Origin of the sequence: Levilactobacillus sp. FUA 3915 (assembly GCF_044053135.1) — a bacterium.
GTDB lineage: Bacteria > Bacillota > Bacilli > Lactobacillales > Lactobacillaceae > Levilactobacillus > Levilactobacillus lanxiensis.
Genome location: NZ_CP168704.1, coordinates 2,439,961 through 2,465,713, shown reverse-complemented (window position 1 = coordinate 2,465,713; position 25,753 = coordinate 2,439,961). Strand labels below are relative to the sequence as shown.

21 protein-coding genes are annotated in these 25,753 nt (G+C 50.9%); 3 read left to right on the top strand and 18 right to left on the bottom strand.

The window, feature by feature from the left end; all coding sequences use genetic code 11:
- Positions 1 to 29: 29 nt before the first annotated feature.
- The 11 genes from ACEPST_RS11360 to ACEPST_RS11310 all read right to left on the bottom strand — a co-directional run bounded on the left by ACEPST_RS11360 (position 30) and on the right by ACEPST_RS11310 (position 11,534).
- Complete coding sequence (locus ACEPST_RS11360) at positions 30 to 887, bottom strand: cell division protein FtsQ/DivIB (protein WP_203646027.1); 858 nt, start codon at positions 885 to 887, stop codon at positions 30 to 32.
- Positions 888 to 1,602: 715 nt separating this feature from the next.
- The gene (gene murG / locus ACEPST_RS11355; protein ID WP_203637256.1) at positions 1,603 to 2,697 is read right to left on the bottom strand and encodes an undecaprenyldiphospho-muramoylpentapeptide beta-N-acetylglucosaminyltransferase; all 1,095 of its coding nucleotides are present in this window, start codon (positions 2,695 to 2,697) and stop codon (positions 1,603 to 1,605) included.
- The gene (gene murD / locus ACEPST_RS11350) at positions 2,697 to 4,277 is read right to left on the bottom strand and encodes a UDP-N-acetylmuramoyl-L-alanine--D-glutamate ligase (RefSeq protein WP_275404345.1); all 1,581 of its coding nucleotides are present in this window, start codon (positions 4,275 to 4,277) and stop codon (positions 2,697 to 2,699) included. The genes murG and murD overlap by 1 nt, the downstream gene beginning before the upstream one ends.
- 76 nt (positions 4,278 to 4,353) lie before the next feature.
- A complete protein-coding gene (locus ACEPST_RS11345; protein ID WP_204122298.1) occupies positions 4,354 to 5,253 on the bottom strand; it encodes an IS3 family transposase in 900 nt (299 codons plus the stop codon).
- Positions 5,202 to 5,720 carry a helix-turn-helix domain-containing protein gene (locus ACEPST_RS11340; protein WP_204122297.1) on the bottom strand — a complete coding sequence of 173 codons (519 nt, stop codon included), beginning with the start codon at positions 5,718 to 5,720 and terminating at the stop codon, positions 5,202 to 5,204. The genes ACEPST_RS11345 and ACEPST_RS11340 overlap by 52 nt, the downstream gene beginning before the upstream one ends.
- 260 nt (positions 5,721 to 5,980) lie before the next feature.
- The gene (gene mraY, locus ACEPST_RS11335) at positions 5,981 to 6,952 is read right to left on the bottom strand and encodes a phospho-N-acetylmuramoyl-pentapeptide-transferase (RefSeq protein ID WP_374706465.1); all 972 of its coding nucleotides are present in this window, start codon (positions 6,950 to 6,952) and stop codon (positions 5,981 to 5,983) included.
- 25 nt (positions 6,953 to 6,977) lie between these two features.
- The gene (locus ACEPST_RS11330; RefSeq protein ID WP_395390848.1) at positions 6,978 to 9,137 is read right to left on the bottom strand and encodes a penicillin-binding transpeptidase domain-containing protein; all 2,160 of its coding nucleotides are present in this window, start codon (positions 9,135 to 9,137) and stop codon (positions 6,978 to 6,980) included.
- A complete protein-coding gene (gene ftsL / locus ACEPST_RS11325; protein ID WP_204121776.1) occupies positions 9,137 to 9,538 on the bottom strand; it encodes a cell division protein FtsL in 402 nt (133 codons plus the stop codon). Before ftsL ends, ACEPST_RS11330 begins: the two co-directional genes overlap by 1 nt.
- A 42-nt stretch (positions 9,539 to 9,580) precedes the next feature.
- Entirely contained in the window at positions 9,581 to 10,525 is a 945-nt protein-coding gene (rsmH, locus tag ACEPST_RS11320) for a 16S rRNA (cytosine(1402)-N(4))-methyltransferase RsmH (RefSeq protein ID WP_203646023.1), read from the bottom strand.
- Positions 10,526 to 10,547: 22 nt separating this feature from the next.
- Positions 10,548 to 10,979, bottom strand: coding sequence for a division/cell wall cluster transcriptional repressor MraZ (gene mraZ, locus ACEPST_RS11315; protein ID WP_125763100.1), 432 nt, complete (start codon positions 10,977 to 10,979; stop codon positions 10,548 to 10,550).
- Between the two features lie 201 nt (positions 10,980 to 11,180).
- Positions 11,181 to 11,534 (bottom strand): DUF3397 family protein, encoded by a 354-nt coding sequence (locus ACEPST_RS11310; protein WP_203646022.1) that lies wholly within the window; start codon positions 11,532 to 11,534, stop codon positions 11,181 to 11,183.
- Positions 11,535 to 12,255: 721 nt separating this feature from the next.
- Here ACEPST_RS11310 and ACEPST_RS11305 point away from each other — a divergent pair.
- Entirely contained in the window at positions 12,256 to 12,378 is a 123-nt protein-coding gene (locus tag ACEPST_RS11305) for a DUF4044 domain-containing protein (RefSeq protein WP_125577081.1), read from the top strand.
- Between the two features lie 235 nt (positions 12,379 to 12,613).
- Here ACEPST_RS11305 and ACEPST_RS11300 read toward each other — a convergent pair whose 3' ends face one another.
- The 4 genes from ACEPST_RS11300 to ACEPST_RS11285 form a co-directional block, all read right to left on the bottom strand.
- On the bottom strand, positions 12,614 to 12,976 hold the full coding sequence (locus ACEPST_RS11300) for a hypothetical protein (RefSeq protein ID WP_204121777.1): 363 nt from the start codon (positions 12,974 to 12,976) through the stop codon (positions 12,614 to 12,616).
- Between the two features lie 141 nt (positions 12,977 to 13,117).
- Positions 13,118 to 14,446 (bottom strand): DUF5776 domain-containing protein, encoded by a 1,329-nt coding sequence (locus ACEPST_RS11295; RefSeq protein ID WP_395390844.1) that lies wholly within the window; start codon positions 14,444 to 14,446, stop codon positions 13,118 to 13,120.
- A 571-nt stretch (positions 14,447 to 15,017) separates the two neighbouring features.
- Entirely contained in the window at positions 15,018 to 17,363 is a 2,346-nt protein-coding gene (locus tag ACEPST_RS11290) for a DNA translocase FtsK (RefSeq protein ID WP_204121780.1), read from the bottom strand.
- Between the two features lie 18 nt (positions 17,364 to 17,381).
- A complete protein-coding gene (locus ACEPST_RS11285) occupies positions 17,382 to 17,894 on the bottom strand; it encodes a tRNA (cytidine(34)-2'-O)-methyltransferase (RefSeq protein ID WP_204121781.1) in 513 nt (170 codons plus the stop codon).
- A gap of 713 nt (positions 17,895 to 18,607) precedes the next feature.
- Between ACEPST_RS11285 and ACEPST_RS11280 the strand changes: the two genes are divergently transcribed.
- Positions 18,608 to 19,786, top strand: coding sequence for an Ig-like domain-containing protein (locus ACEPST_RS11280; protein WP_204121818.1), 1,179 nt, complete (start codon positions 18,608 to 18,610; stop codon positions 19,784 to 19,786).
- Positions 19,787 to 20,253: 467 nt separating this feature from the next.
- Positions 20,254 to 21,363 (top strand): Ig-like domain-containing protein, encoded by a 1,110-nt coding sequence (locus tag ACEPST_RS11275; RefSeq protein ID WP_204121782.1) that lies wholly within the window; start codon positions 20,254 to 20,256, stop codon positions 21,361 to 21,363.
- A 283-nt stretch (positions 21,364 to 21,646) separates the two neighbouring features.
- Here ACEPST_RS11275 and ACEPST_RS11270 read toward each other — a convergent pair whose 3' ends face one another.
- From ACEPST_RS11270 to ACEPST_RS11260, 3 genes are all read right to left on the bottom strand, one after another.
- Positions 21,647 to 22,501: a methyltransferase domain-containing protein gene (locus ACEPST_RS11270; protein ID WP_204121783.1), complete on the bottom strand. Its 855-nt coding sequence runs from the start codon at positions 22,499 to 22,501 to the stop codon at positions 21,647 to 21,649.
- Positions 22,488 to 23,672 (bottom strand): AI-2E family transporter, encoded by a 1,185-nt coding sequence (locus ACEPST_RS11265; RefSeq protein WP_203646011.1) that lies wholly within the window; start codon positions 23,670 to 23,672, stop codon positions 22,488 to 22,490. The genes ACEPST_RS11270 and ACEPST_RS11265 overlap by 14 nt, the downstream gene beginning before the upstream one ends.
- A gap of 164 nt (positions 23,673 to 23,836) precedes the next feature.
- Entirely contained in the window at positions 23,837 to 25,057 is a 1,221-nt protein-coding gene (locus tag ACEPST_RS11260; RefSeq protein ID WP_204121784.1) for an RNA-guided endonuclease InsQ/TnpB family protein, read from the bottom strand.
- Between the last annotated feature and the right edge of the window lie 696 nt (positions 25,058 to 25,753).

Below are 25,753 nucleotides of genomic sequence, written 5' to 3'. Positions count from 1 at the left end.
GCTTTTTATACAATGCAATCAAAATGAAATTATTTTTTGAACGGGTACGAGTACGCCCCGACTTCCAAATTGACCACACCCTTTTGTTTCAGCTTGGCCGCAATGCCTGGATAATAGGCCATTTTCTTGGCGAAACTAGGGATGCTAGCATACACCTCGTTGCCGTCGTTCATGAATAAATGAACCCGGTCGGGGTTATCCTTGGTCGGTGATGCTTGAATCTCACTGATGCTGCGTTTGATTTCACTATCGAGCTTGGCATATTGCAAGATCATTTGGTGAAGCGCCTTAGCCTTTTTGAAATGGCCGTAGACCGGTGTGCCACTCTTGGGCTGATCAACCGATTGTTGACTAACAATACCATTTTCTAAGACCTCATAGTAACGATTTTGCTTCATGACGTAGCCCGCCGTGGCAAACTCAGTGACGTGAACCGTGACCCGGTTGGGCTGACGGAAGGTAATGTCAACGGCCTTAAGTCGTGAATTACGCGCCACTGCCTTTTGCTGCAGGCGGTGTTCGTGCCCAACAACCTGAAAGATTGAATCGCCCGGACGCACCCGGGTCGCTTGCTGAACCTGCTTGGCCGAGAGTGCTGACGCCCCGGTGACCCGCACCGTTTGAAAATGGCTCAGTGGCGAGAGCAGATACACCATCGCCAGGATTACCACGGTAAAGCTCGTCAGTAGAATGCTCAGCCGCCGAATCAGTTTTCGGTTGCGTTGATGCTTGAGCCGGGGCAACTTGTCCCCGATGCGCTTGGCCTTGTGCACCCACTTGGGGGTGTTGGCTTGCTTGCGCTTAGCCTCCGCCTGGGCTTGGTACTCTTCCCATGGCGTCATGGCCCGCTGTTGTTTTGACTCGTTGCGGTTCAGCCGAAACTTCACGGCCGTCCACCTCCCGTCCTTACTTGTGGGTTAAACTTGTTTTTGTCCTCGCCTCCAGGATGGTGAAAACTGAGCCGGCAAGTGACTGCCGTTTCCGGCGGCGGATTCAAGACCCCCTGCTGTGGGGCCGGTTCCAGCCTAAGAAGCGGGCTTCCACCTCGACTTTGAGCCTGAAAACCGGTCTCAAAGGTCGTCCCATGCTCTAAGCTGAGAAAATCACTCAGCTAAGACCATCGACACAGCTGTGTGTCTTGATCCGCCTCTGGTCACTCAGACTTGCCACTCAGTTTTCACGCATCATCCCTGCAGCTGACACGAGGTTAACCCGCAGTTGCTTAGTCCATGTCGTGCTGCACTAGCCCGTTGTGTCGTTAGTCCTTCTAGTTATTTTCCTAACAGTCATCAGACTGACGACCGTCGAACACCAATGCAGACAGCCTGATGACTTATTTCAGGCTAACACGCTATTACTAGAAAAAATTGTCGTCCGTCTTAGTGACCAGAGGTGGGCCAAGCTGGCCCGCTGTGTCGGTGTTCTTGGCTGAGCGCTTTTTCTCAGCTTAGAACACGGGACGAGCTTGAAGACTGACGTTTTTTCAGGCTTCAAGTCGAGGCGGCAGACCGCCCTTTGGCTGGCGCCGTTCCCCATAGCGGGCCTGCTTGCGCCCACCGGCGGGAACGATACTCGACCACTCATTTTCTAGTTTTACGTTGTTTAGCCCTGCTTTAGGGTTTCAACAACGTCCAAGACCCGGTCGGCGGCGTCTGGGACGCCTAATTGTTTGGATGCTGCGGCCATGTCTTGGCGTAGGCCATCGTCGGTCATTAACTGGTCGGCCTTTTTAATTAAGGTCTCGCCAGTTAAGTTTTCTTCGGTGATGATCTCTGCAGCTCCCACGGACGCCAGTGATTGCGCGTTCTTGGTTTGGTGGTTCGCCGTGACGTATGGACTAGGAATCAGGATTGATGGAATCCCATCAGCCGTGATTTCTGCCAGGCTGGTTGCGCCGGCCCGGCCGACGATTGCAGCGACCTTGGGCAGAACTTCTGGCATGTTGCTGATGTACGGCTTGACGACCACGTTAGCGGCCACGTCAACGTTCTTTAGCTGTTCCATGACGCCGTCGTAACGCTTTTGCCCGGTCACGAAGACCACTTGGTACTTGCGCTGGTTAAACGTTGGAATCGCAGCGACCGTGGCGGCGTTGATCTTGAGGGCCCCTTGGGAACCCCCGAAGATCAACAGTGTGGGCACGTCGTCTTGCAAATTGTATTCGGACCAGCTAAAGTGGCTGACGACCTCCGCAGCTTCCTGGGCCCGGGGATTCCCGGTCTTCACCATTTTGCTAGCGGGTAACTGGTCGAGGGCGGCGTCAAACACGTAGGCGATGCGGTCCACGTAGCGGCTCAAAAACCGGTTGGTAATCCCAACGACACTGTTTTGTTCGTGAATCATCGTGGGCACGTGCAACCGAGCGGCGGCATAAACCACGGCACCGGAGACGTAGCCCCCCGTGCCGACCACCACGTCCGGCTTGAATTGCCGAATCATTTTCTTAGCGGCGTGCACACTCTTTAAGAATAAGTAGATTGTTTTGAAATTTTCTAGGGACAGCGAACGCTTGAAGCCTTGGATGCGCGTTGCTTGAAACGGGATGCCCTTGGCCGGCACAATCGTGCTCTCCAAGCCCCGTTCAGAACCCACGTACATGACCTCTGAATCCGGTTCGCGTTTCTTTAACGCTTTGATAAGCGCCAGCGCCGGGTAAATGTGGCCCCCGGTACCGCCACCCGATACCATTAATCGCATTATTTTTCCTCCTGTTTGCCCGTTAATTGCTCAACGGCCTTGATAAACCGGTCACCTCTGACCTCAAAGTTCGGGTATTGATCCCAACTGGCATTGGCGGGCGACAAGAGGATGATGTCGCCGGGTTCACTTAAATCGTACGCCACGGGAACCGCCGTTTCAACGTTTTCAGTCATTTTAATGGTGGAAATTCCCGCTTGCTTAGCCGTTTCAGCTAACAAATCAGCCGTTTGGCCAAACAAGACAATGGCTTTGACGTGGGCCTTGAAGGCTGGCAGCATCTTTTCAAAGGTGTAGCCGCGGTCCAAGCCCCCTGCCAGTAAGACGACGGGCGCGCTGAAGCCCTTTAAGGCCATCTCAGTGGCTTCCATGTCGGTTGCCTTGGAATCGTTGTAGTATTGACGACCCTCGGCCTCTAACACGTACTGGGTCCGGTGACGCACGCCACCAAAGGTCCGCAGCACGGCCACGATGGCACTGGTGCTGACACCCTTGATTTTGGCCACAGCAATGGCCGCCAACGCATTTTCCACGTTGTGGTCCCCAGGAACCTTGATTTCACTGGCGGGCATGATGGCTTCTTCCTTAAAGTACAGCACGCCATCTTTTTCGTAAGCGCCATCCTCGGACTGATCAGTTCGGGAGAATGGGACGACTTGGGCCTTGGTGTTGCGGCTCAGGTCACGCCACTCTGCGTTGTCAAAGTTCACGACGAAGTAATCCTTCTCCGTTTGGTTCGCAGTGATCTTCATCTTGGCAGCCACGTAATTGGCCCGCGTCTTGTGGTAGTCCAAATGGTTGGAGAAGATGTTGGTCAGCACGGCGATGTGGGGATGAAATTCGGTCGTTTCGGCTAACATGAAACTAGAAACTTCCAGCACCAACGTATCGTCCGGTGTGACTTCTTGAACGACCTTGCTGGCAGGAATCCCAATGTTCCCGGCGTAAACAGCCTTGCCTGTCTCCCGGTCGCGGTCCAACATCTTTTGGATCATGGTGGTCGTCGTGGTCTTCCCGTTACTCCCTGTCACAGCCACCAATTCAGCGTCGGCAACCTCGCCAACCAATTCCATTTCCCCAATCACGGGAATCTTTTCAGCCAACGCCCGTTGCACAACGGGAACGTCGTAGAAGATTCCGGGGTTCTTGACAATGTAATCGTAACCCGGATCCAACAGGTCAGCGGTTTGTTCACCCGTAATCACGGTAAACCCATCCGCTTGGAGATCCTGCGCATCCTGATTCTCAGCCAACGGTTTGACATCACTGACGGTGACCTGCGCACCCAGCCGCTTCAATAGGCGCGCCGCATTGACCCCACTCTTGGCTAGTCCCAGGACCAACACTTTTTTATTTTGATACGTCGTGATTTGTTTCATAATAACCGTTCGCTCTCCATTCTTATGCTTATGTTTTTTAAATTTGTTTAATTGTGTTAAACCAGATTTGTTTCGGACCGGATTTGTTTCGGACCGGATTGCGGTGAATTTGCCGCCTGCGGCTGCCAGGACTACGCCTGCTGTGGGGCCGGTTCCCGCCCGAGAAGCGGGCTCCCACCTCAACTTTGAGCCGTGAAACACCCACGTCTCAAAGGTTGTCCCAGGCTGTAAGCCGGCAAGAATGAAGTGCAAGTAAAATGTTAGACACTTTTCTGACCTATGCAACTTGCATCTTCTGGCAATACTTGGCAGGGGTTAACCCACCATGAATCAAAGTAATGCGCTCCGTATTAAACCATTTGACGTAGCGTGAGACGAGTCTTCTCAAAGACGTTAGGCTCTTTAAACTATGGCGATAAAGACATTCTCGCTTTAGTAGGTTGAACCAGCTTTCAATCGGCGCATTGTCATGACAGTTACCTTTTCGCGACATGCTTTGAATAATATGCATTTTGTGCAGTTTGTGACGATAACTCTTGATCTGATACTGCCAGCCTTGGTCGGAATGAAGAATTGGAAAAGTATCATCTGGTAGCTTGGGCTTAAGTGAATTTAGTGTCGCCTTAATAAGCTTTTTATCTGGGTGAGCACTGATCTTAACGGCCAAAACGCTTCGACTAGCTTCATCAATAATCGCTGAAATATAAGCCCATTTTTGATTAGCCAATCGTACCTGAGTGACGTCCGTGTGGAGCACTGAAAGGGGCTGAGTCGCGTTGAAGTGCTGGTTAAGGATGTTGGGAGCTATTTTCCCAACCTGGCCCTTATATGACCGATACTTGGACGTATGCCGAGAATACATGTTAGGTCGAATACCAATTTCATTCATGAGCTTGAGAATGGTATCTGGGCTAGCTTTGAAGCCATCACGTTCTGTACACAGCTGAATGCGCCGATAGCCATAAGTTTGTTTGGATTGAACGAAGATTTTCTTAATCTCAGTCTTCAATTGTGCATACTTATCCGGCTTCTCATTGCGTTTCAGTCGATCGTAGTAGGTCGCACGTTTCAAGTGTAATACCTTGAGAAGTTGACGAACTGGATACTTTTCCCGTAGCTCATAGACTACTTCTGTTTTGTCCCCATTGGATGGTTTTTGCGAGTTACGGCTAACAATTTTTTTAAAGCATCACGGTCCATCTTGACTTGATATAGTTCATGTTCTAACCGTTGTTCTGCTTGGAGATGACGTTCCTTTTCAGTCGTTGGTCTTGGTTGTTTTTTCATCGATTGATACCTGTCCTTATCCTTGGGCTCAAGGCCATCGATGCCCTTTTCTTGATAGTTGCGAACCCATTTACTAATGGTAGGATTATCAACTTCAAAATACCGAGCTGTAGCACTTAAACTCACATGATTGTTCAGGTAATAGTCTACCACTTCCATTTTGAACTCTAGGGGGTATCGAATCCAACCATGATTATGGAGAGCCTTAAATCCTCCTGATCTAACCTGATTAACCCAACGGGCCACAAGACTTGCGGTAGCCATTCTATGCTTAGCAGCCAAGTCTAAAGCACTACCCTGACCATCTAAGTATTCTTTGACCACTCGTCTTTTGAACTCAAACGTATATTTCTTCATGGAACCACCTCAAAATTATTAGTCTTTCTGTCTAATAATTTTACGGCACTTCAGTTCTTCCCGGCCTTACACCCTGGGATGGTTTCGAGACTCACGATTTTCAGCGAGGCTTGAAAGTAAGGCTGAAGACCGCTCTTTGGCTTCAGCCGTTCCCCACAAGGCGGAGGACCTAACCAACGCAGCGGTAAATAGCCCAGCCAGAGAACCTAAAAAAGGGGCTAACCTGCGGCGTGCGGGTTAGCCCCACCACAGTCGCAGCTCTACTTTGGTAAGATGACCCACAAGCCAGTAACCGCGGTAATCAACCCAATTCCCCAGAAAGTCAAATCAATCTTCCATTCACTCCACCCCTTCATTTCGAAGTGATGGTGAATCGGACTCATCAGGAAAATTCGCTTACCCGTTAGCTTAAATGAGGCAACTTGCAAAATAACACTCGCCGTCTCAATCACAAAGACCAGGCCAATCCACAGCAGGGACAATTCATGATGCAACAGAATTGACACGGCCGCTAAGGCTCCACCTAAGGCCAATGACCCGGTGTCACCCATGAAGATCTTGGCTGGTTTGTGATTAAAGATGAGAAAACCGAGAAGACTGCCGACTACGGCAAAACAGAAAATAGCGATGTTGAGTTGGTGCTGGTCCCAGGCAACGATTCCGTAGGCCGCAAAGGCAATGCTGGCCAACCCACTCACCAGGCCATCGAGGCCATCGGACAGGTTAACCGCGTTACTGAAGCCAACTAACCAAATAATGACGAAGACGGCATACCAGCCACTCATGTGCCAGTTGCCCATCCCCGGAACGTGCAGGGCCATTGGGAGTTGTTCGTGGGTGTAGACCCAGAATAAGATCAACGCCCCAACGATTTGTCCCAGCAGTTTTTGCCAGGCCTTTAAGCCTTCATTTTGCCGGTGAAACAGCTTGATGCTGTCATCCCACGCCCCTAAGGCGCCGTACAAGACCAGGATGAACAGTAAGATCCACGTGGTCGACAGCACATGGTGTGGGCCAACGATCCAGCTCGTCGCGAGCGTCATCACCGCAATCGCAACAATGAATAACAGGCCCCCCATGGTTGGGGTTCCTGATTTCTTTTCGTGCCACGTGGGGCCCTCTTCACGAATCATTTGGCCTTCGTGCCGCGCCCGGAAGTACCGGATCAATGACGGCATAAACGCCGCCGTTATTACAAATCCACCCAACAGGGGTAAAATCACATTCATCATTGTTCGACTCAATCCTCATTCTCTTTTATTTGTTTTGTTTCAACGTGACCGTGAGCCCCGCGCCGGATCCGACACTGGTGCCAGCCTTGACACTTTGTTTCGTGACGTACCCGTCACCGGACACGGTCAGTTTCAATCCTTCTATCTGTGCTAATTTTACCACATCACCCTTGGACCAGCCGGTTAAACTTGGCAGTGCGACAGCACCACCGGTCTTCAGAAAGACCCGTTGCCCATTGTAGAGCGTGGTCCCCGTCTTGACGGACTGGCTGAGCACCTTACTCCCAGTTCCCAGAATGGTCACCGTGGCGCCGGCCTTGGTCAATGCGCTTGAGGCACTGGTGGTCGACTTCCCTGTCACGGCAGGCATCTTGGCGCTGGCTGATTTGGTCATTTGGGCATCCTCTTGGAGGGCTCGCGCCATGACTGGCTTCATGATCGACGCCAACAGCTGCGTGGCGGTCTTACTCCCCAAGTGCGGCTGTTTCATGGTGATGTACATCACGTACTTGGGATTGCTTGCGGGCACCATAGCGGCAACGGAGTACAGGTAGCTGTCGTCCCCCGACAAGTACCCGCTCCCGTTGCTGACCTGAGCGGTACCGGTCTTGACAGCGACCCGCTCGCCACTCATTTTATAGTCGCCCCCAATACCATAACTCTTATAGACGACATCTTCCATGTGTTTCCGAACCGCTTTAGCCGTTTTGGCTGAAATGGGGTTACCCACGGTCTTCGGCGAGTACTTGGCGACGGTCTTGTTGGTGTTCGGGTCGGTGACCTTACTGATGACGTAAGGCTTCATCATCTTCCCGTTGTTACTGATGGCCGTCAGCCCCTGTAACATCTGGAAGAACGTAACCTGAATCCCTTGACCAAAGGACGTGTCGGCCTGTTCAATCGGCCGCTGGAAGGCAATGCTCCCGGACAACTCGCCCGGCAAGCCGGAATGGGTACTCTTCAGGAACCGGAAACGGTCAATGTACTTCTTCCAGGTCTTGGCGCCCATCTGTTGTTCCAGGTGCGCCATGGCCACGTTACTAGACAGAGCGAATCCTTTGTCGTAGGTAATGGTTCCCCAACCAGACGTATTCCAGTCAGGAACAATTTGATTACCGATGGCATATTTCCCGGATTGATAGGTGGCATTCCCATTGTAATTGCCACTGTCAATGGAGGCCGCCATGGTGAAGACCTTCATCGTTGAACCCGGTTCGTAGGCATCCTGAACCAGGGTATCCCGCCAGATTTGGCTGAGTCCGGCCTTGGTCGAGGCATTGAAGGTCGGTCGCTGCGTGGCGGCGAGAATCGCACCGGTCTTGGCGTTCATCAGGACCGCGTTCATCGAGTTGGCCTTGACCTGGTCCTGGACGCTGCTCATTTCCGTTTCCAACAGGGTTTGGAGCCGCGTATCCAGCGTGGTGTACACGTTATCGCCGTTCTTAGCCTTCTTGGATTTTTGCTTGGTTCCCGGTAACTGGTAGCCGTACATATCCTTCTTGATCTTTTGCGAACCATTGGTCCCAGTCAGTTCTTTGTTAAACGCCTGCTCGAGTCCCATGGTCCCGGCCAGCGTGGTCTCCCCCGCCTTGTTGGTCTTCGACTCGGCTAGTCCCACTAGATGGGAAGCGAAAATCCCATTGGGATACAGCCGGGCTTCCTGCTGAATAAAATTGACCCCGTTAAGATGGGCCTTTTGAATCTTCTGCTTAGTGGTTAACGAAATGTTTTGCCCCGCTGTCCCAAATTCAACTTGGAACGTGTTGCGATTGCTGGGGTTCAACGCCTTTAGGGCCTTCTTCTCGCTGATGGGCAAGTACTTTGCCAAAACACGCGCAATCTTGGGCTTATTCGTGGCGTAAAGCTTCTGCCCGTCCACACCCTTTTGGCGCTTATCCAGCACCACGTAGAGTGAGTAGACACTGGTGTCTTCGGCAATAGCCTGGCCGTTGGCATCATAAATGGTGCCCCGCTTGGCTTTCAGTGTTTCATTGGCGGTGTAGAGTTTCTGCGCCTGGGAACTCAGATTGACGTTCTGGACATTCTTACCGATCGCGATATACGAAAAGCGGCAAACAACAAAAATAAACAACACGCAGATAGCGTAAAACAGAAACTGCCCAAAATGCTTGCGGTTTCTGCCGGGTTGCTGATTTGTCGTTTGACGCTCGTGGGAATCTTTCATTATTTGTTTACATTCCTTATTCTGGCATTTTCTAAAATCAAGCCTTGCTTCTTAGCAATTTTATCAAGCCGACTACGACTCTGCAACTCATTGATCTGTTGTTGTGCGTTCGTGTTGTGGTTCTGCACGGTCGTGATGCGGTTGTTGATGCTTTGCAGGTTATGCTGCGCGTTGGTCATGGTAATTTTGGAGGACACAACACAAACCATCAAAACGGCTAAAACTAAGCCGCAGGCGGTTAACAAGCATTTTTCGAATTTAGAAATCGGCAACTTTTGGCTGCTCGGATTGCCTTGTGGGGCGACCCGGGGTTGAGCCTGACGTTGCGGCTGTTCTATGTTTGGGCGTTGTTGGGGTTCCGGCGAGAGGGGAACCGCTTCAGCTAAATTATTCTGCGCCATAAATAATCATCTTCCTATGTCGAATTAATAGATTTGGTAAGACTACTTAATTTTTTCTAAAATTCTGAGCTTTGCGCTATGTGCGCGGTGGTTCGCCGCTAGTTCTTCTTCAGACGGCAAAATAGGTTTGCGATTGACTAGTTTGAAATCAGGTTGCAGGTTGTCCGGAATCACGGGTAAGCCTTGGGGTAAATCAGGCAACGAGGATTTTTCCCGGAACATGGTCTTGACCAGTCGGTCTTCCAAGGACTGGAAGGTAATGACGCTGATGCGGCCGTTCAAATCCATGAGAGAAACAGCTTGTTCCAAGGAGTCTTCCAGGGCCCCTAATTCGTCGTTAACGGCGATGCGGATGGCTTGGAACACCTTCTTGGCAGGATGGCCCCCGTGACGACGAGCCGCGGCGGGAATCCCTTCCTTGATGATTTCGACCAGCTGGCCAGTCGTATCGATTGGTGCGGTCGCCCGGTGCCGTTCAATGGCTCTGGCAATCGGCTTGGCAAATTTTTCTTCGCCGTACCGGTGGAAAATCCGCATCAGGTCGTTGAATTCCCATTCGTTGACCACGATCCAGGCCGTCAATTTCTGGCTCTGATCCATTCTCATATCTAACGGTGCGTCGTGTTGATAGCTAAAGCCACGGTCCGCCTCGTCAAATTGCGGGGAGGAAACCCCCAGATCATACAAGATGCCGTCAACCGCGGTGATTCCCCGCTGATTGAGTTGGGCTTGGATGTCTCGGAAATTGCTCTTGATAAAGGTTAATTTGCCCTCATCGATATATTTTTTTAAGTGTTCTTCGTTGTAGGTAATCGCCGTTTGATCTTGGTCAAAGGCGTACAGATGACCGGTCGTCAACTGCTCAAGGATGCGCTGGCTATGGCCGCCGCCACCGAGAGTGCAGTCAACGTAGGTGCCAGTTGGCTTAATGGCTAACCCAGCCACCGCTTCTTTAAGTAATACCGTTACGTGATGAAAGTCTTCCATAAACACTCTCCTTTCCTAAACGTTACATGCCAAAATCAATGAGATTTTCAGCAATATCGTCGAAGTCTTCTTCTGCCGTGGTGGAAAAGTCCTGCCACCGGTCGGCACTCCAAATTTCAAAGCGATTCGCCACCCCGACAATCACACACTGTTTGGTTAACGCTGCGTGGTCGCGAAGTGATTTGGGGAGGTTGATGCGGCCCTGTTTATCGAGCTCGCATTCCGTTGCTGCTGAGTAGAAAAACCGGACAAAGGCCCGGGCATCCTTGCGATTGACTGGCAAGGCTTTCAATTTCTCTTGCAGCGCTCCCCACTCTGGCATGGGATAACCGAATAAACAGCCATCCATACCCCGAGTGACAACAAATTGGTCGCCCAATTGTTCCCGAAACTTGGCGGGAATGATCAGCCGGCCTTTGGTGTCGATAGAATGTTCAAACTCCCCCATAAACATAGCCAATCACTCCCATTTGTAACTATCACCAAGTTTACCACACCCCCCCACTTTCTACCACAACGTTTCCGAATTTTTATAAATTTCCCCACAAAACTTAAAAAGGCCACGGCGAACAAGTGTTCACCGTGGCCTAGCGCGTTTTGCAACGCTTACTAAAAATGAGTTGATAACCAAAAAAATTAATATTTATGCATTAATTTAGCCAATAACCACTAAAAAACACGCGGCAAATCCAACGACCCAATACAGGTCCGTCAGCCGCCAGAATGTTCGGAAAAAGGTCGAGTAAAGTAACTCTTTGTTGTGAATCGCTTGTAAAAGTGTCACAACGATACCAATGGCCATCCACCCGATGATCAGCCACGGTAAAATTTGCCCCGCTCCCGCTGGAATCAAAAGGAGTGACGTGCCGATAAAAATCGGCGCCATCAGGTCCCACGTGTTCAATTGTGCTGGCCAGTGTTTCTTCAACAGGCGCTTAACGCCCCGAATCAACAGCCAGCCGATGACTAGGATGGCCAGTGTGCCCGCCGGCGAGGTCCAAAACGTCATGCGACTTCCCCCTTATTTTTTGTTTGCTTGTTTTATTGTGTCTTAGCCCGCGCCTCCAGGTCGGTGAAAATAGGCCGGAACGCGGTGGGCGGACGGTGGGAGCCGAAGAGCGGTCTCCCACGGCTAAGCCTATTTTCACCGACCTCCGGCTGACACGCGTTTAAATCAGCACTACCCCGTGTCCACGGCCGGTTCATTCCGGCAACGACTAAGTCACATGCCACTACTATTGTCCTGAAGACATGACACGTTTCAGTAAAAGATTGGTGGAACAACCACCATGAAAAATGATTCGCAAGTCTGAGCGACCAGAGGCGTCTTGGATCCGCCGCCGGAAACGGCAATCACTTACCGGTTCATTTTCACCATCCCGGGAATGTGCCAACGTGAAATCAGTCGTATCGTTCTTGAATACTTCCGTTTAATTATAAGGATTTCTAGCGAACGTTGCAATCACTGGGCAGAACGTTAACGCTTCTTAAACTTTGTTCACTAGACACCCCTCTGCCATTCGCAAGCAACCGGTTTGTTTGCCGACTCTAATTCTCTGCAGATATATCCCATCATCTCGCAACGAGTTGCCGTGAAAACACGTCATCTTCCCCGCCACGACGGCCCAGCTTTACGTTTTCGCGACAACTTTTGCGTGGCGGTTGCAATTCTGACGTTGCCACGGTAAACTAATTGAGTAATCTAGACGCAAAGAGGTGGCTACTTCCGCATGGAAAAAAAGAAAAAATCAACATTTCAAAAAATCACGAACGTTTTCGTTTGGATCATGATCATCGCAACCATTGGATCTCTGGTCTTTGGTGCCATTTCTTCATTAGGATTAATGGGCTAGCATGGGTCGTCGTCACATTCAGTCGAATGTTGGCGGCTTTTTTTCTGCGCTGGCAACCTCTTCTAGAATCAAGTATCGCTACCCGCAACGAATATTAATTAATTTTTCAATCGTTCTGTGTTTCCCTTGACTCCGGGATTTTCTCAGCCCCAGTTAGGTCAGAAACTTAACTTATTAGATTGTTCACAAATTAAAAATGGGACTCGTCAACGCAATTCGGTTGGCGGTTCCCTTTTTACTTGCATGCCTCTAATTGTGCTAACAGCTTTGAGATGGTTGGTTGATCTGGGACCGGTTCCGCCACAGCAATCACGAGTTGTTCCCCCAACACAACGATGGGTGTGCCCCGGTCGTCGGTCAGTAAGGCCCCGTATAGTTGTAGGATGGTCTTCAGCGTGTGAAAATCCGCTTCCCAAGTCGCGCTGTTCCGGGTCGTTCCCAGTAACGACACCGTCAGTCTTTGCACGTTGCGGCTGACCCGTTGGCGCGTCAACCGTTGCTGCTTGCGTTCCTGATAGACTGGCAGAAACAGTGCCACCACAACCGCCAATAGTTCGCCGACCGCTTCAAACCAGTCGGACCAAGTCCCCAATTCCATCGAAAAAGCCTCCCCCGTCTGACCCACAGGATACCCTTGGTGGCCAGCATCACCAACGATTTAGGTGATTCGGGAGAGACTCAGTTAAGTTATTTGAATTATTTACTGATGGGTGATGGTCCATCACATTAGTATTAGAACTTATTTAACCGCGATAACTAACTTTTTATTGGCACTCACATATTGCCCGTTACTTAATTCAAAACGGGTTGTTAAGTGATAATGCTTTAAGCCGATAACCTTCAGCGTCTTGCCCATTTTCACGTGTTTCCCAGCCTCGGTTAACTTCAAATCTTGATAGCTGTTAATACCTTTCTTGTTTAAAACTTTGATTTGCTTAACGGACTTTTGATAATAGACAGGTGCGATAAAAGCAGATTTAGCCGTAATATACCCCGTCTTGCCCGCGGTATCCTTCACCTGATAACGCAACAGGCCCGACTTAGAGCGCGCATAGCCCTCAACCACAAACATTGGCCGATTGGTCCGGTTCGTTTTAACGTAAGTTGCTAGTCGCTGATGTTGGTTAAACGTTGGCTTCTGATACAAGTAAATCTTTTTTAACGCGTAAACTGCCTTTTTCTGGGGAACTACAGGACTTGGGGCAGCCTGAACGGTCAAAGTCACCGTTTTAGTTTCACCGTTCACCGCAGTAAGGATGACCGAATAGGTACCCGGCTTCTTGAGATCAGCCTTACTCGTGTCAACGGTGACTGGAATGCTGTCACCCGCGCTATTGGTAGCCTTCGCGTTAAACGTATCAGCATCAACCGTTTGTCCCACCGTTATGCTTGCCTGTGAATCAGCAGTCAAACTGGACTGGTCGACAACAGGACTACTAGTCACTTTGGGCTTCAAATAAACATAAAAGTCTTGAGTTTTAAATTTTGCATATTCGTAATTCGGGTCGGAACTATCCAAATCAGATATGACAACCTTGTTTTCATTTGCTTCCGTTGTAGTCTTAGCAAGATCAATGGTCATGTCTTGAAAATGGTAATTATTAATCATAGTAATTCCCATATCAAACACTTGAGCAACCTCCTTGGTAACTTCTTCATCACTTACACCTTCTTTTCTATAAACAATCTTTTCTAGATCCGCAATTCCTTGAGCCCGTTCCGACGATTTATTTGCATATTGAAAGAAAATAGCCAATTCGTCATATACCGAGTACCCCTTATTAAACTCTGAAGTAAACTTTGTTGCTAAAAAATCATTCATACTGACTTTACCTGACTCGTCAGTGCCAAGCTGTGTAAGTTCGTCAATAATTTTTTTTGGTTCGCCGCTAGTCGGTTTAAAAAAAAGAGTGGTCACAGCGAACGGACTCTCTTCATCTGAAGCTGCAGTGGTACCCACATCATCAGCGAATGCTGAAGTTGGACTTCCAACAAACGTTCCTAGGCTTAACCCCACGACCGCGACTCCTAAACTAATAATAGCGCGCTTAATCAATTTGTTTTCCATTGTAAACCATCTCCTATTTTTAGTATAGCGCTTCCACATTTAATATGACACTAAATATTTTAACGTAAGTATTAAAGTGAGACACTAATATTATTCACGACAATCTAACAACGTCATTCATATTCAAAGCATTAAGTAGAATTGACTTGCTATTAACCATGTGAAAAATAAATTGACCGCAACCACTATTTTCCTACTTAAAAGGACTCAAAAAATATCGATAGCTTGGCCGCCGAAGTAAACAAATAGGGTTTCAAATCTGGAAAAACAACAGATTTGAAACCCTATTTTAATAAAGCAACTTAAAAGTCATTATAACCATGATACGTCCTGACCAGCAACGACCAAATCGGTTTAAGCCAGTGTCAGCCGATAGAGCGGTCAAAAATAGGCTCAGCCGTGGGATTTAGGACCTGGCCTGATAAGGTCAGGTCCTAAATGGCGTCTTTGAAACGCGCTCTTGGCGGTTCCAAGCGAGGCCAGAGACCGTCCTTTGGCTCTGGCCGGTCCTGCCCACCGCGTTCCGGCCTATTGTTGACCGCCCGGCAAGGCGACCGCAAAGGCGCAAAACCTATTGGTCGTTGGGTTGGTCCGGGTTGTCTGGTTGCTTGTAGACTTGGCGGGGCTTGCTCCCCTCCTGCGGCCCAATGTAACCACGTTGTTCCAAGTCATCCATGATGCGGGCGGCGCGGTTATAGCCAATCCGGAAGCGCCGTTGTAATAGCGAGGTGCTGGCCTTTTGCTGGTCGACCACAAAGCTCAACGCCTCATCGAACAGCTCATCATCGCTGTCGCCAGCCTCTTCCTGCTGGATTTCCTCGTCGGTGACCATCATGTCTTCATCGTAGTCCGCAGACTGTTGCTGCTTGATGAATTCAACCACGCTAGAGACGTCTTCATCCGGGATAAAGGCCCCCTGGACTCGGACCGGCGAGTTGGCGTCGACGGGTTGATACAGCATATCCCCGCGACCCAATAGCTTTTCGGCCCCGTTGGTATCCAAAATTGTCCGGGAATCGATTCCACTGGACACGGCAAAGGCAATCCGCGATGGCACGTTGGCCTTGATCAGACCGGTAATGACGTCCACGGATGGCCGTTGCGTGGCCAAAATCATGTGGACCCCGGCGGCCCGTCCCATTTGCGCTAACCGGATGATGGCGTCTTCAACTTCGCTGGAGACCGTCATCATCAAGTCAGCCAATTCATCGACGACGACCACGATGTACGGCAACATTGGCCGCGCTTGGTCGTCCTCGGCGTTGGCCTTTTGGACGAAGGCGTTGTAACCGGAAATTTTTCGTTGTCCAAACTGTGAGAACAGTTCGTAGCGGCGTTCCATTTCAGCCACGACCTTGTGCAGGGCTCGCGCAGCCTTCTTGGGTTCGGAAACCACAGGCGTTAGCAAATGGGGAATCCCATTGTACACGCTGAGTTCCACTTTCTTCGGGTCGATCAGCATCAATTTCAGCTGGTCGGGCCGGGCATTCATCAACATACTGGTAATAATGCCGTTGATGGCCACGGACTTCCCACTCCCCGTCGCCCCCGCAATCAGCAGGTGCGGCATCTTGGTGAGGTCCATGGTCACGACTTCCCCGGTCACGTTCCGACCCAGCGGCACCTCCAACGGCTTGTTGGGGTGCGGCGGCTGGGCCTCGACCACGTCACGGAAGGCCACGGTGGAGACTTCCTTGTTGGGAACTTCAATCCCAATCAAGGATTTGCCGGGAATCGGCGCTTGAATCCGAATCCCTTTGGCGGCCAGGGCTAAGGCCAGGTCATCGGCCAGGTTCACGATACGCGAGACCTTGACCCCGATGGCCGGGTGTAATTCGTACTCGGTCACGGACGGCCCCAGGCTGACGTTTTTCACTTCGGCATCGACGCCAAAACTGTCGAGCGTTTGTTTTAAAATTTTCGTGTTGGCATCAATGGCGTTAACTTCTTCGGTCTGATCAGCCGGTGGCACCTGCTTCAACAGGTCCGCCGTTGGTAACTGATAGTTCGGGTCGACTGGCGTGCTGCTAGCCAAGGCATCGGCCACGGCCGTATCCTCTGGCGCATCGGCGGCCGGTTTGGTCGTCTTCTTACTTGAGGCATCCGCGGCCACCGTGATGTGGTAGCTGGGTTCCGGTTGTGGCTTGGGCGTTGGTTGCGGCTTCGGTTCGGGCAAGTCCTTCTTGTCCGGATCCGTGGGCGTTGTGACGGTGACCGTCGGCTTTTGCTCACTGCGCTTGGCCTGCCGCTCCTTGACGCGTTCGCCCCCATTTTTCAGGGCTGTACCACTGGCTTGTAAACCGTGCCGGAGCGTAGACCAGACCGTCTGGAGCCAGTGTTCGATGCTGGCCAGGGGAATCTGGAAGAACACGATGACCCCGCCCAGCATAATCAGCCAAGCCGCAATCTGAGACCCGACCAACGCAATCAGCCAGGCAATCACGCTCAGGAGTAACGTCCCGACCAGGCCACCGCCCAATTGAGACGTCAGGCCACCCGTGACCAGGTCCGCCAGGCCGGCGTGCCAAATCGTAGGTAAAAACTGACTGTGAATATCGACGGCAATAAAGTGGTTGGCGCTCATCCAGAGCAGCCAGCCACTATAGATCAAGCCCCCACCAATTAAATAGTGACGGGCAATCCGGGGCAGCGTGCCGGTGATGGTCAGCGCGACCCCCACCGCAGCCACCAAAATCAGCCCAAATTCGTAGGTATCTCCCACCACCAGCCGTACCAGATTGGCGGCCAGCGTGCCAAGGAGCCCGAGGTTAAAGAGACCCAGTCCAGCTAAAGCAATCAGGGCCAGGCCAATAACGTTTGCGGTATAGGGAAACGGTTGTTGCTTTGTTGCTTTACGGCGAGCCGGCTTGCGCTTAGTGGTTGTGCGACGCCGGGTCGTTTTTCGTTTGGTAGCCAACCGACTGCCTCCTTTCGCTTACTTTAATTTGTCGTGCGGATACGTGTGGACCCGTTCCAGGTTAGGAAAGGCCTGTTGGCGTAGGACTTCGTAGATCACGATGGCCGCACTGTTTGAGAGGTTCAGGGCCCGAATATGGGTGTCGTCTTGGGGAATCCGGATGCATTTTTCGGTGTGCTTGCGCATGAAGGGTTCAGGCAGGCCCGTCGTTTCCTTGCCAAATAAGAAGTAGTGATCATTCTCGTTGACGCTGTAATCGGGTTCCGTGTAGTCTTGGTCCGCAAATTTAGAAACCAAGTACAGTTGGGTGGGGTCTGAAATCGTTTCTAAAAACGCCGGCAGGTTCTCGTGGTAGCGGACGTCGACCTTGTCCCAGTAGTCCAGGCCAGCTCGTTTTAAGTGGGCGTCATCAACGGAAAAACCGAGGGGCTTGATCAAATCTAAGACGGTGTCAGTCCCGGCACAGGTCCGGGCGATATTCCCCGTGTTGGCGGGAAACAGGGGTTCAAATAACGCGATGTGATTACTCATAAATTCTCTTCTCCGTTCTGTTGTCAAACATTCGTTCTGTCCCATTATTATAGCCATTCCCCCGGGTCTTTGACAAGGGCTGAACGCCAGACAACTCATGAATTTGACCAGAAAATTGTGCGTTGACATTCGCCTCCGGCTTCCAGGGATTCCACCTGCTGTGGGGAGCGCTTCCAGCCTGAGGGGCGGTCTTCCAGCTCGCTTTGGAGCCGTGAAGCCCCCACGTCTCCAAAGTCGTCCCATGCCGTAAGCTGACAGGAACGCCAGCTAACGCCATCGACACAGCTGGTCACCTTGATCCGCCTCTGGTCACTCACATTGATTTTAACCTTTACAATTACCATATTCATCCCTTATCAGACTTGCTCTCTATATCACCGTCGAATAGACAATTTAATATTACCCAAGTATTGCCTTAAACCAGCATATTACCCCCTAACTTATTCCACCCGTTTCATAACGTCGTCTACAGCTAGAACCAGGCCACTTACAACCATTCAAACATGCATCCAATAGTTTTCCTCCAGAAACATATTTATCAACCAAAATATGACGCTCCTTCGCCAACGTCCTACGCAATCCCCACTAAATCAACAATTCCGCAACCAAGGGTCACTTAACGAACAAACTAAAATACTAATGTTGAGCGTATAAACGTGTTAACTTATGGGTGTCGGAGGGGGCAATATTTCAGCCTGATAGGAGGAAAAAATATGCGAAGAAGAACAAAATTTGCGCTACTGGTTACCTCCAGCCTGGCACTCATCTTTTTATTTGAATCACCTACTAAAGCCTACGCGCGAGTCGTTCCGTCTAGTGGAACCAGTGAACCTGAGGCCACCATTCTCACCGACCCTGGTAAAGAAGAAATGTCACATACCGCGGTCTTACCTGAGGAAGGCGTCTATGACGTTAAATATTTTTGGTCCATCGGCAACACCGTAAAGGTCAATGCCGGTGACACCATGAATTTCTATATTCCTAAGAACGTCAATGTCACCCGGACCCGGTCCTTTAATATGGCCAGTTACGACGGCAAGGCCAGCGTTGGCAAAACGACCGTCACCATCGGCAGTCACGTCGGCGTCTGCACCTTCAACAATTTCTTCGCCACCCACAAGTACCGTAAGGAAGGCTATATTTCCTTCGAAGTCCGTGGTGCTGGTGAACCCGAAGAAGTGACACCACCAGTGACCACTCCAGAAGAACCTGGCACCGAGGAACCTAATCCCGAAGAACCTGAACCGGAAGTTCCTGGGATTGAAGAACCAGAACCGGAGCCAGAACCAGGCCCCGAAGAACCTGGTGAACCTGAAGCACCCGAAGTTCCTGGTCCCGAAGAACCTGGCGAACCTGAAGCACCTGGTGTCGAAGAACCCGGGACCGAAGAACCCAACCCTGAAGAGCCCGGTGGTGAAAACCCAGCTGGCGAGATTCCCGGCAAGCCTGGTGTCACTTACCCACCCGTTACGCCTGGGCCAGTGGTTCCAGAACCCGAAACACCCGTCATTACGCCCAATGACCCTGGCTATCCTGGCGTGACCGTTCCCGGCAAACCAACGAAGCCAACGTTCAACAAGCCCGGGAAGCCTGTTCACAAACCAACCACGTCCACCCAAACCGGTGGTCAAACCGCGGCCATCACCCCTAGCGGGCAAGGCAGTGGCACGGCTAGTCATCCCACAACCAGCGCGGCCATCAATCACCACGCAACAGGACAATCGCCAACCACGACGACCCCCGCTGCCGGTCAGCACACAGCGACCTATCCGTCCACGACCTTACCCCAGACTGGTGATCACCAATCCAGTGGCATCATCGTCGCCGGACTCGCCCTCTTGTTAGCTAGCTTGACCGGTGGTTTTCTCAGCTTACGAGATTGTAAGCATTAATTACCCCCACTCCCCCCTAACGTTAAGGCCAATCAGCCGACCATTAGCTCGCTCAGCTAACTGACCCAAACCTTACCAAACCCATGTCACAACACAAAAGCCCTGAAGGCAATCGTCTTCGGGGCTTTTGTCAGACTTATTCACCATCTTGATAGTCTCAGCCGGCTAACCTAACTGACCTATTATTGGTCAAACTGTTTCACCTGTTTTGCACGTCGTTGGCGTTTAGAAACAGGCCACTTACACCCATTCCACCAGATGCACAATAGTTTCATCACAGAAACGTATTTGTCAATTAAAACGTGACTGTGCTTCCCTACCGTTCTACAAGATTCCCGTCAAATCAACAATCGGACAACCAAGAGTCACTTAACGAACAAATCAAGATACTAATGTTCAGCGTATAAACGTGTTAACTTATGGGTGTCGGAGAGGGGCCATATTTCAGTCTGATAGGAGGAGAAAACATGCGACGAAGAACAAAACTTGCGCTACTGGTTACCTCCAGCCTAGCACTCATCTTTTTATTTGAATCACCTACCCAAGCCTATGCGCGTGTCATTCCAGCTAAGGGAACTAGCGAGCCTGACGCTAAAATTGTCAGTGTCCCCGGTGGGAATGTCATGTCACACACCGCGGTCTTACCCGTAGATAATGTTTACAACGTTAAGTACAGTTGGTCCATCAGCCAGGCCGAAAAGGTCAACGCCGGTGACACCATGTATTTCTATATTCCCAAGAACGTCAACGTTACCCGGACCCGGTCCTTTGACATGAGCAGTTACGATGGCAAGGCCATCATTGGCAAATGGGACGTTACCATTGGCAGTCACGTTGGCATCTGTACCTTCACCAATTTCTTTGCGACGCACGATTACCTTAAGAGTGGGTACATTTCCGTTGAAGTCTATGGCGCTGGCCAGCCCGAAGAAGTTATCCCACCGACCAACCCCGAAGAACCTGGACCCGGTGAACCAGGCCCTGAGGAACCCGGACCTGAAGTTCCTGGCGTTGAAGAACCTGGCGGGCCTGAAGCACCTGGTGGCGAAAAGCCCGGTACCGAAGAACCTGGTGGGCCTGAAGCACCCGGCGTTGAAGGACCTGGGACTGAAAAACCTGGCGGCGAAATCCCCGGGACTTCCACGCCTGGCGTCACCTACCCACCCGTTAAGCCTGAACCAATCGTTCCAGAACCCGAAAGCCCAGCCATTACCCCTGATGATCCCGGCTACCCTGGTGTGACCGTCCCCGGCAAACCAACGAAGCCGACGTTTAACAAACCTGGGAAACCGATTTTCAAACCAACTGGGTCCGGTCAAACTGCAACCATCACCCCTGGTCATGGCAGTACCAGTTCTAACCATCCCGCAACCAGCGCAGCCATCAGTCACCACGCAACGGAACAATCGCCAACTACGACGCCCCCAACCGGTCACGCTGCAGCGACCTATCCGTCCAGGACTTTACCACAGACTGGTGATCACCAATCCGCTGACATCATCGTGGCTGGACTCGCCTTACTACTGGCCAGTTTGACCGGTGGTTTCCTGAGCTTACGAAATCGTAAGCATCAATGACGTCAGCCGACCAGCCCTGCCGACTAGCTTGGACCTTACCAAACCCGTGTCACGACACAAACGCCCCGAAGGCAACTGTCTTCGGGGCGTTTGCTAGTTATTTTAGCGCAAGAAAAAAAGCAGCTCCTCGGTGTGGGCACGGCGAGGGACTACTTTAGTGAAGTGCTACTTGTCAGCCACCAACAGCTTTCACTGATGTCAACTGCCAAACGATTTCTCATCGATAAATATAACACTGTCCTGTCAGGTTCACAAGCATTTTTTATCGCTTTCTTTAAACGTTTTACTTCACGCCCTCAGCGGTTAACAGGGTCACGTCGACGGTGATGGCTGGGAACGGATTGGCCTTGACCTCGGCCAAGCGGGCCTCATCGGCACCCCAGTGCATCGGCGTCATCAGCATCAAATCAGCGAAAAGTTCGGTTGGAACGGGGACTTGGTACCGAATCCGTTCCACGGTCGCGTTAGGATAGTGCTTCTGGAACAGATCCAGCACGTTACTGTTGTCGTAGCTGGCGTGCGCACTGCCGGCTGGGAAGATGGCCTGGCGCAGTTCAATCAGGTAATCCGGATTAGGAATCACCTTCAGCAATTTACCACCAGGCGCTAGTACCCGGTTGAACTCGTTGTAGGCCGATGGCGAAAACAGGTCCAAGATCGCCGTAAATTGGTGATCTGCAAATGGCATCTGCGCCAAGTCGGCCACACAGAAGAAGGCGTCATTGTCCAGTTGGGTGGCAAGGTTGATGCCGGGCTTGGATAAATCAAAGCCGACCGCGGCATCCTGGCCGTTCCGGTGTTTCAGCACGTCATCGAGCGGCGTTCCCTCACCACAGCCGACATCCAAAATTGTCTGGGGGCTGGCGGGTAATTTGGCCGCAAAGGCGTCCGTGATACCCGCAAACAGGCCGGCCTGGAGCATGCGTCGCCGAGCGGCTAACATGTCATTATCATATTCACTGGCCACAGCGCGCTGCATAAAGTACAGCGTCCCCTTCTTGGACAGGTCAACGTTGTGGCCGTTGGGGCAAATTAAGCTGTGGCCTTCAACGGTCGCATAAGGGGCTAAACACACCGGGCAGCGAAAGAGCTGGGTGTGTGCGGCTAAAAATGTCGCCGCTTGATCAATCTTCTTCATGTGGCTTCTCTCCTGTTTCTGTCACGACGGGCTGCGGTTCTTCGTAGCCGCCGACAAATGTCTGATACCAATGGAAAAATTCGGTTGCCACGACCCGGATGACGGCGTACCCCGGAATTCCCAGGACCACACCGACCACGCCAAAGGCCTTACCGGCAATCAGTAAGATAAAAATAATCGTTAACGGATGAATTTTCAGGGAGCTCCCCAGGACTAGTGGCGAAATGATCCGGCCTTCCAACGTTTGTTCAACGATAAAGACGATGAGGACTTTCACCAGCATCCACGGCGACACAAACGCCGCGACCACCACTGCTGGAATCATGGCGAGAAACGACCCCAGGTAAGGAATCAGGTTCAACACCCCAGCGACGATGCCCAATAGCAGCGCAAATTTCAGCCCCACGATTAGGAACCCAATGTAGAACAGCACGGCCACGATAAACGCCACGACCAGCTGGCCCCGCACGTAGTTACTGACTTGGCGGTTCATTTCCCGCAACAACGTGACCACAGACTTGCGCCGGCTCACCGGTAACAGTCGGGCTAAATAGTCGGGCAACTGGTGGCCGTCACGCAAGAGATAAAATAAAATGAACGGTGCCGTCACGATGGCGACCACAATGGACACCACGCGACTGACGATTCCGCCGACCGAGCTGACCGTATTCTTGGCCAGACTGGACAAGGCGGACGACGAACTGTCCGACAGTTGTTGGTTAAACTGATCCAACTGTTTGCGCACCCCGTCGAGCCGGTCATCCTGGAGCCACTGCATACTGGTCCGTGTGAGCTGATTCCAGTAATGCGGCCATTCGGTAATCAGCGTCGTGGTTTGCCGTTGGACCATGGGAATCAGACTAACGACACCCCAGGCCAGCAGAAGCGCCACGACAATGAAGAGGCCAATGATTGACCAGCTCCGATGCACGCCCCGCTTTTCCAGTCGATCCACCACCGGATTCATCAGGTAATACCCGATGCCGGCCAGAATGATGGGCAGTCCCAGAATCTGTCCCACTAAAATAAACGGCGTCGCGAGCCATGGGACTTTACTTAGGACCAATAAAATGAGTAAAATAAGGAGCGTGATTGTTAGAATGGAAACTAGCCGATTGTTCACGACCCAGCTCCAAAACCACGACCGGTGTTGTTTAGATTCCGATTTCAAATGCGTCACTCCTTGAATGATTAAGTCAATTGCCCCTGAATAAATTCAGAGGCTTGTCGCTCACGTGTCTGGCGACACAGTAGTCCAACATGCCGGTTAGGCACTCCTACTTGTAGTGGCAACATCATCGGGTAATTGACGACTACCCGTTTAACTATCAGGATCTACCCGACAGTCGTTAGTTTTGTAATCTTTGGGTGCTTGACGCCGCTCAACCAATTCTGTCCAAGCATCTCAATATTCATGGCTCCTAATCGGTCATCGTTACAACGATAATGGCATTGAACGCACCAATATTCATGGGTATCGTGATGGCGGTTGGTTTTCTCAACCAGTCCACACTTGGGACAACGTTGTGAAGTGAATGCTGGATTCACTTTCACTACGGTGCTTTGAATAGCCTGAGCCTTGTATGTTAAAAAAGACTCTAGCTGGAAAAAAGACCAGGAACGATGGCTGTTTCGCAGAGATTTAGGTAAATCATCAGTGTTGAATGTTACGTTGGTTAAGTCTTCCAAAACGAAGAGTGTATGCGACCCATATACTGCAACGAGTGTCTTAGCTATCCGATGATTTACATCGGTCATCCAACAGTTCTCTCGTTGAGCTAATTGCTTAAGCTTTTTCTTGGCAGACTTGGTACCTTTACTTTGCAGTTGTCGCCGAATTTCTAGGAACTTCTTTCGCTTGCGTAAAACTTTCTGGCCGTCAAAGAACAATGTCTTGCCCAAGTGATCATAGATCGTTGCCAGAAAGCGTAGACCACGGTCGATACCGACAATCTTCGGACAGCCCTGTTTGTCAAAGTCATCAACTTCTTTGGTGACGCCAATATGGATGAACCACTTACCACGACTGTGGACTAATCTTGCGGTACCAAGTTTCCAGTCTCCGCAAAAATAGTCTTCGAAGCCTTTGTCGGTAAAGCACAGTTTCGTCCGCTTACCCAGGGTGGTGATTGAGATTTGTTTCATCTCATCCACAAAGGAATAGTTTTTTTGACGAACTAAATCTGCCTGTGGTCGACGAAAATGGATGGGTTTCTCCAACCAGGTCAAGTCTCTGGGAACTTGAACCCACTTGTTGTCTTCATTCTTATAACGGCGAGGATGCTGTTTCATCTGTTCCTGAACAGTTTTGTAACGCGCTGCAACCGTCCGAAAGACAGACTGAATCATTTGGCTGTTCAATGGCGATTCCTGTCTGAGAACTTGGTACAGCTGGTGATTAATTTTTAACCAACTTAATGGGAACTCATGGTCAAAGATCCATTGACTGACAATATTAGCTAATCGCTGGTATTCCTTGCTCATTGCTAAGAAATCGGCCGACTGTTTTATGTCTGGATAGAGTCGCAATTTAATCGTTCGACCTAGTTTAACCAATAGCTACCTCCCCTGAAGATTGGTCTAAGTATACCATGCTTAGCTGTCCAATAGGGGAACATATGTTTTAGAAAGTGTTAAGTTCTAGCATTCATCCTGCGATCGAAATCGCAGGTTTCCTGCTTATTCTTTAATGAGCTTTGGAATTAAGCTGTGATTCATTGATTCATTGGTTCGCTGTAACGATTAGGTCAGCCCCTACTGATTAAACCCATTAAGGGTAACAACTAGTCAGTTGGCTAACGTTTGTGCTGGTTACTGGCCGTTCCCGGTCAACTGTTAAACAGCCCAGAGGACGGGAGAATGAGTGGCCAGTCTGAGTGACCAGAGGCGGATCAAGCCACACAGCTGTGTCGATGGTCTTAGCTGAGCGTTTTTTCTCAGCTTAGAGCATGGGACGACCTTTGAGACCGCCTTTTGGCTCAAAGTCGAGGTGGAAACCCGCCTCTCAGGCTGGAACCGACCCCACAGCAGGGTGGCTTGAATCCGCCGCCGGAAACGGCAGCGATTGTTCCCAATCCAACTGGCAGGACCCACCTTAAGGATGGTAAAAGCATCCGCGAGGTGCCAGTGTCAGTGACCAGAGGCGGGGCAAAACGCCCAGCTGTGTCGGTGGTCTTGGTCGGAGTTCTTGTCCGACCTAGCCCACGGGACGACCTTTGTGACCGCTTCTCAGGCACAAAGTCGAGGTGGAAG

Excerpts from the sequence above, each read along its gene's own strand:
- mraZ (WP_125763100.1), bottom strand. The coding sequence starts at position 10,979 with ATGTTTATGGGGGAGTTTGAACATTCTATCGACACCAAAGGCCGGCTG.
- ACEPST_RS11280 (WP_204121818.1), top strand. The coding sequence starts at position 18,608 with ATGCGAAGAAGAACAAAATTTGCGCTACTGGTTACCTCCAGCCTGGCA.
- murG (WP_203637256.1), bottom strand. The coding sequence starts at position 2,697 with ATGCGATTAATGGTATCGGGTGGCGGTACCGGGGGCCACATTTACCCG.
- ACEPST_RS11295 (WP_395390844.1), bottom strand. The coding sequence starts at position 14,446 with ATGGAAAACAAATTGATTAAGCGCGCTATTATTAGTTTAGGAGTCGCG.
- ACEPST_RS11270 (WP_204121783.1), bottom strand. The coding sequence starts at position 22,501 with ATGAAGAAGATTGATCAAGCGGCGACATTTTTAGCCGCACACACCCAG.
- ACEPST_RS11330 (WP_395390848.1), bottom strand. The coding sequence starts at position 9,137 with ATGAAAGATTCCCACGAGCGTCAAACGACAAATCAGCAACCCGGCAGA.
- ACEPST_RS11300 (WP_204121777.1), bottom strand. The coding sequence starts at position 12,976 with ATGGAATTGGGGACTTGGTCCGACTGGTTTGAAGCGGTCGGCGAACTA.
- ACEPST_RS11275 (WP_204121782.1), top strand. The coding sequence starts at position 20,254 with ATGCGACGAAGAACAAAACTTGCGCTACTGGTTACCTCCAGCCTAGCA.
- ACEPST_RS11285 (WP_204121781.1), bottom strand. The coding sequence starts at position 17,894 with ATGAGTAATCACATCGCGTTATTTGAACCCCTGTTTCCCGCCAACACG.
- rsmH (WP_203646023.1), bottom strand. The coding sequence starts at position 10,525 with ATGGAAGACTTTCATCACGTAACGGTATTACTTAAAGAAGCGGTGGCT.
- ACEPST_RS11305 (WP_125577081.1), top strand. The coding sequence starts at position 12,256 with ATGGAAAAAAAGAAAAAATCAACATTTCAAAAAATCACGAACGTTTTC.
- ACEPST_RS11340 (WP_204122297.1), bottom strand. The coding sequence starts at position 5,720 with ATGAAGAAATATACGTTTGAGTTCAAAAGACGAGTGGTCAAAGAATAC.
- mraY (WP_374706465.1), bottom strand. The coding sequence starts at position 6,952 with ATGATGAATGTGATTTTACCCCTGTTGGGTGGATTTGTAATAACGGCG.
- ACEPST_RS11310 (WP_203646022.1), bottom strand. The coding sequence starts at position 11,534 with ATGACGTTTTGGACCTCGCCGGCGGGCACACTGGCCATCCTAGTCATC.
- ftsL (WP_204121776.1), bottom strand. The coding sequence starts at position 9,538 with ATGGCGCAGAATAATTTAGCTGAAGCGGTTCCCCTCTCGCCGGAACCC.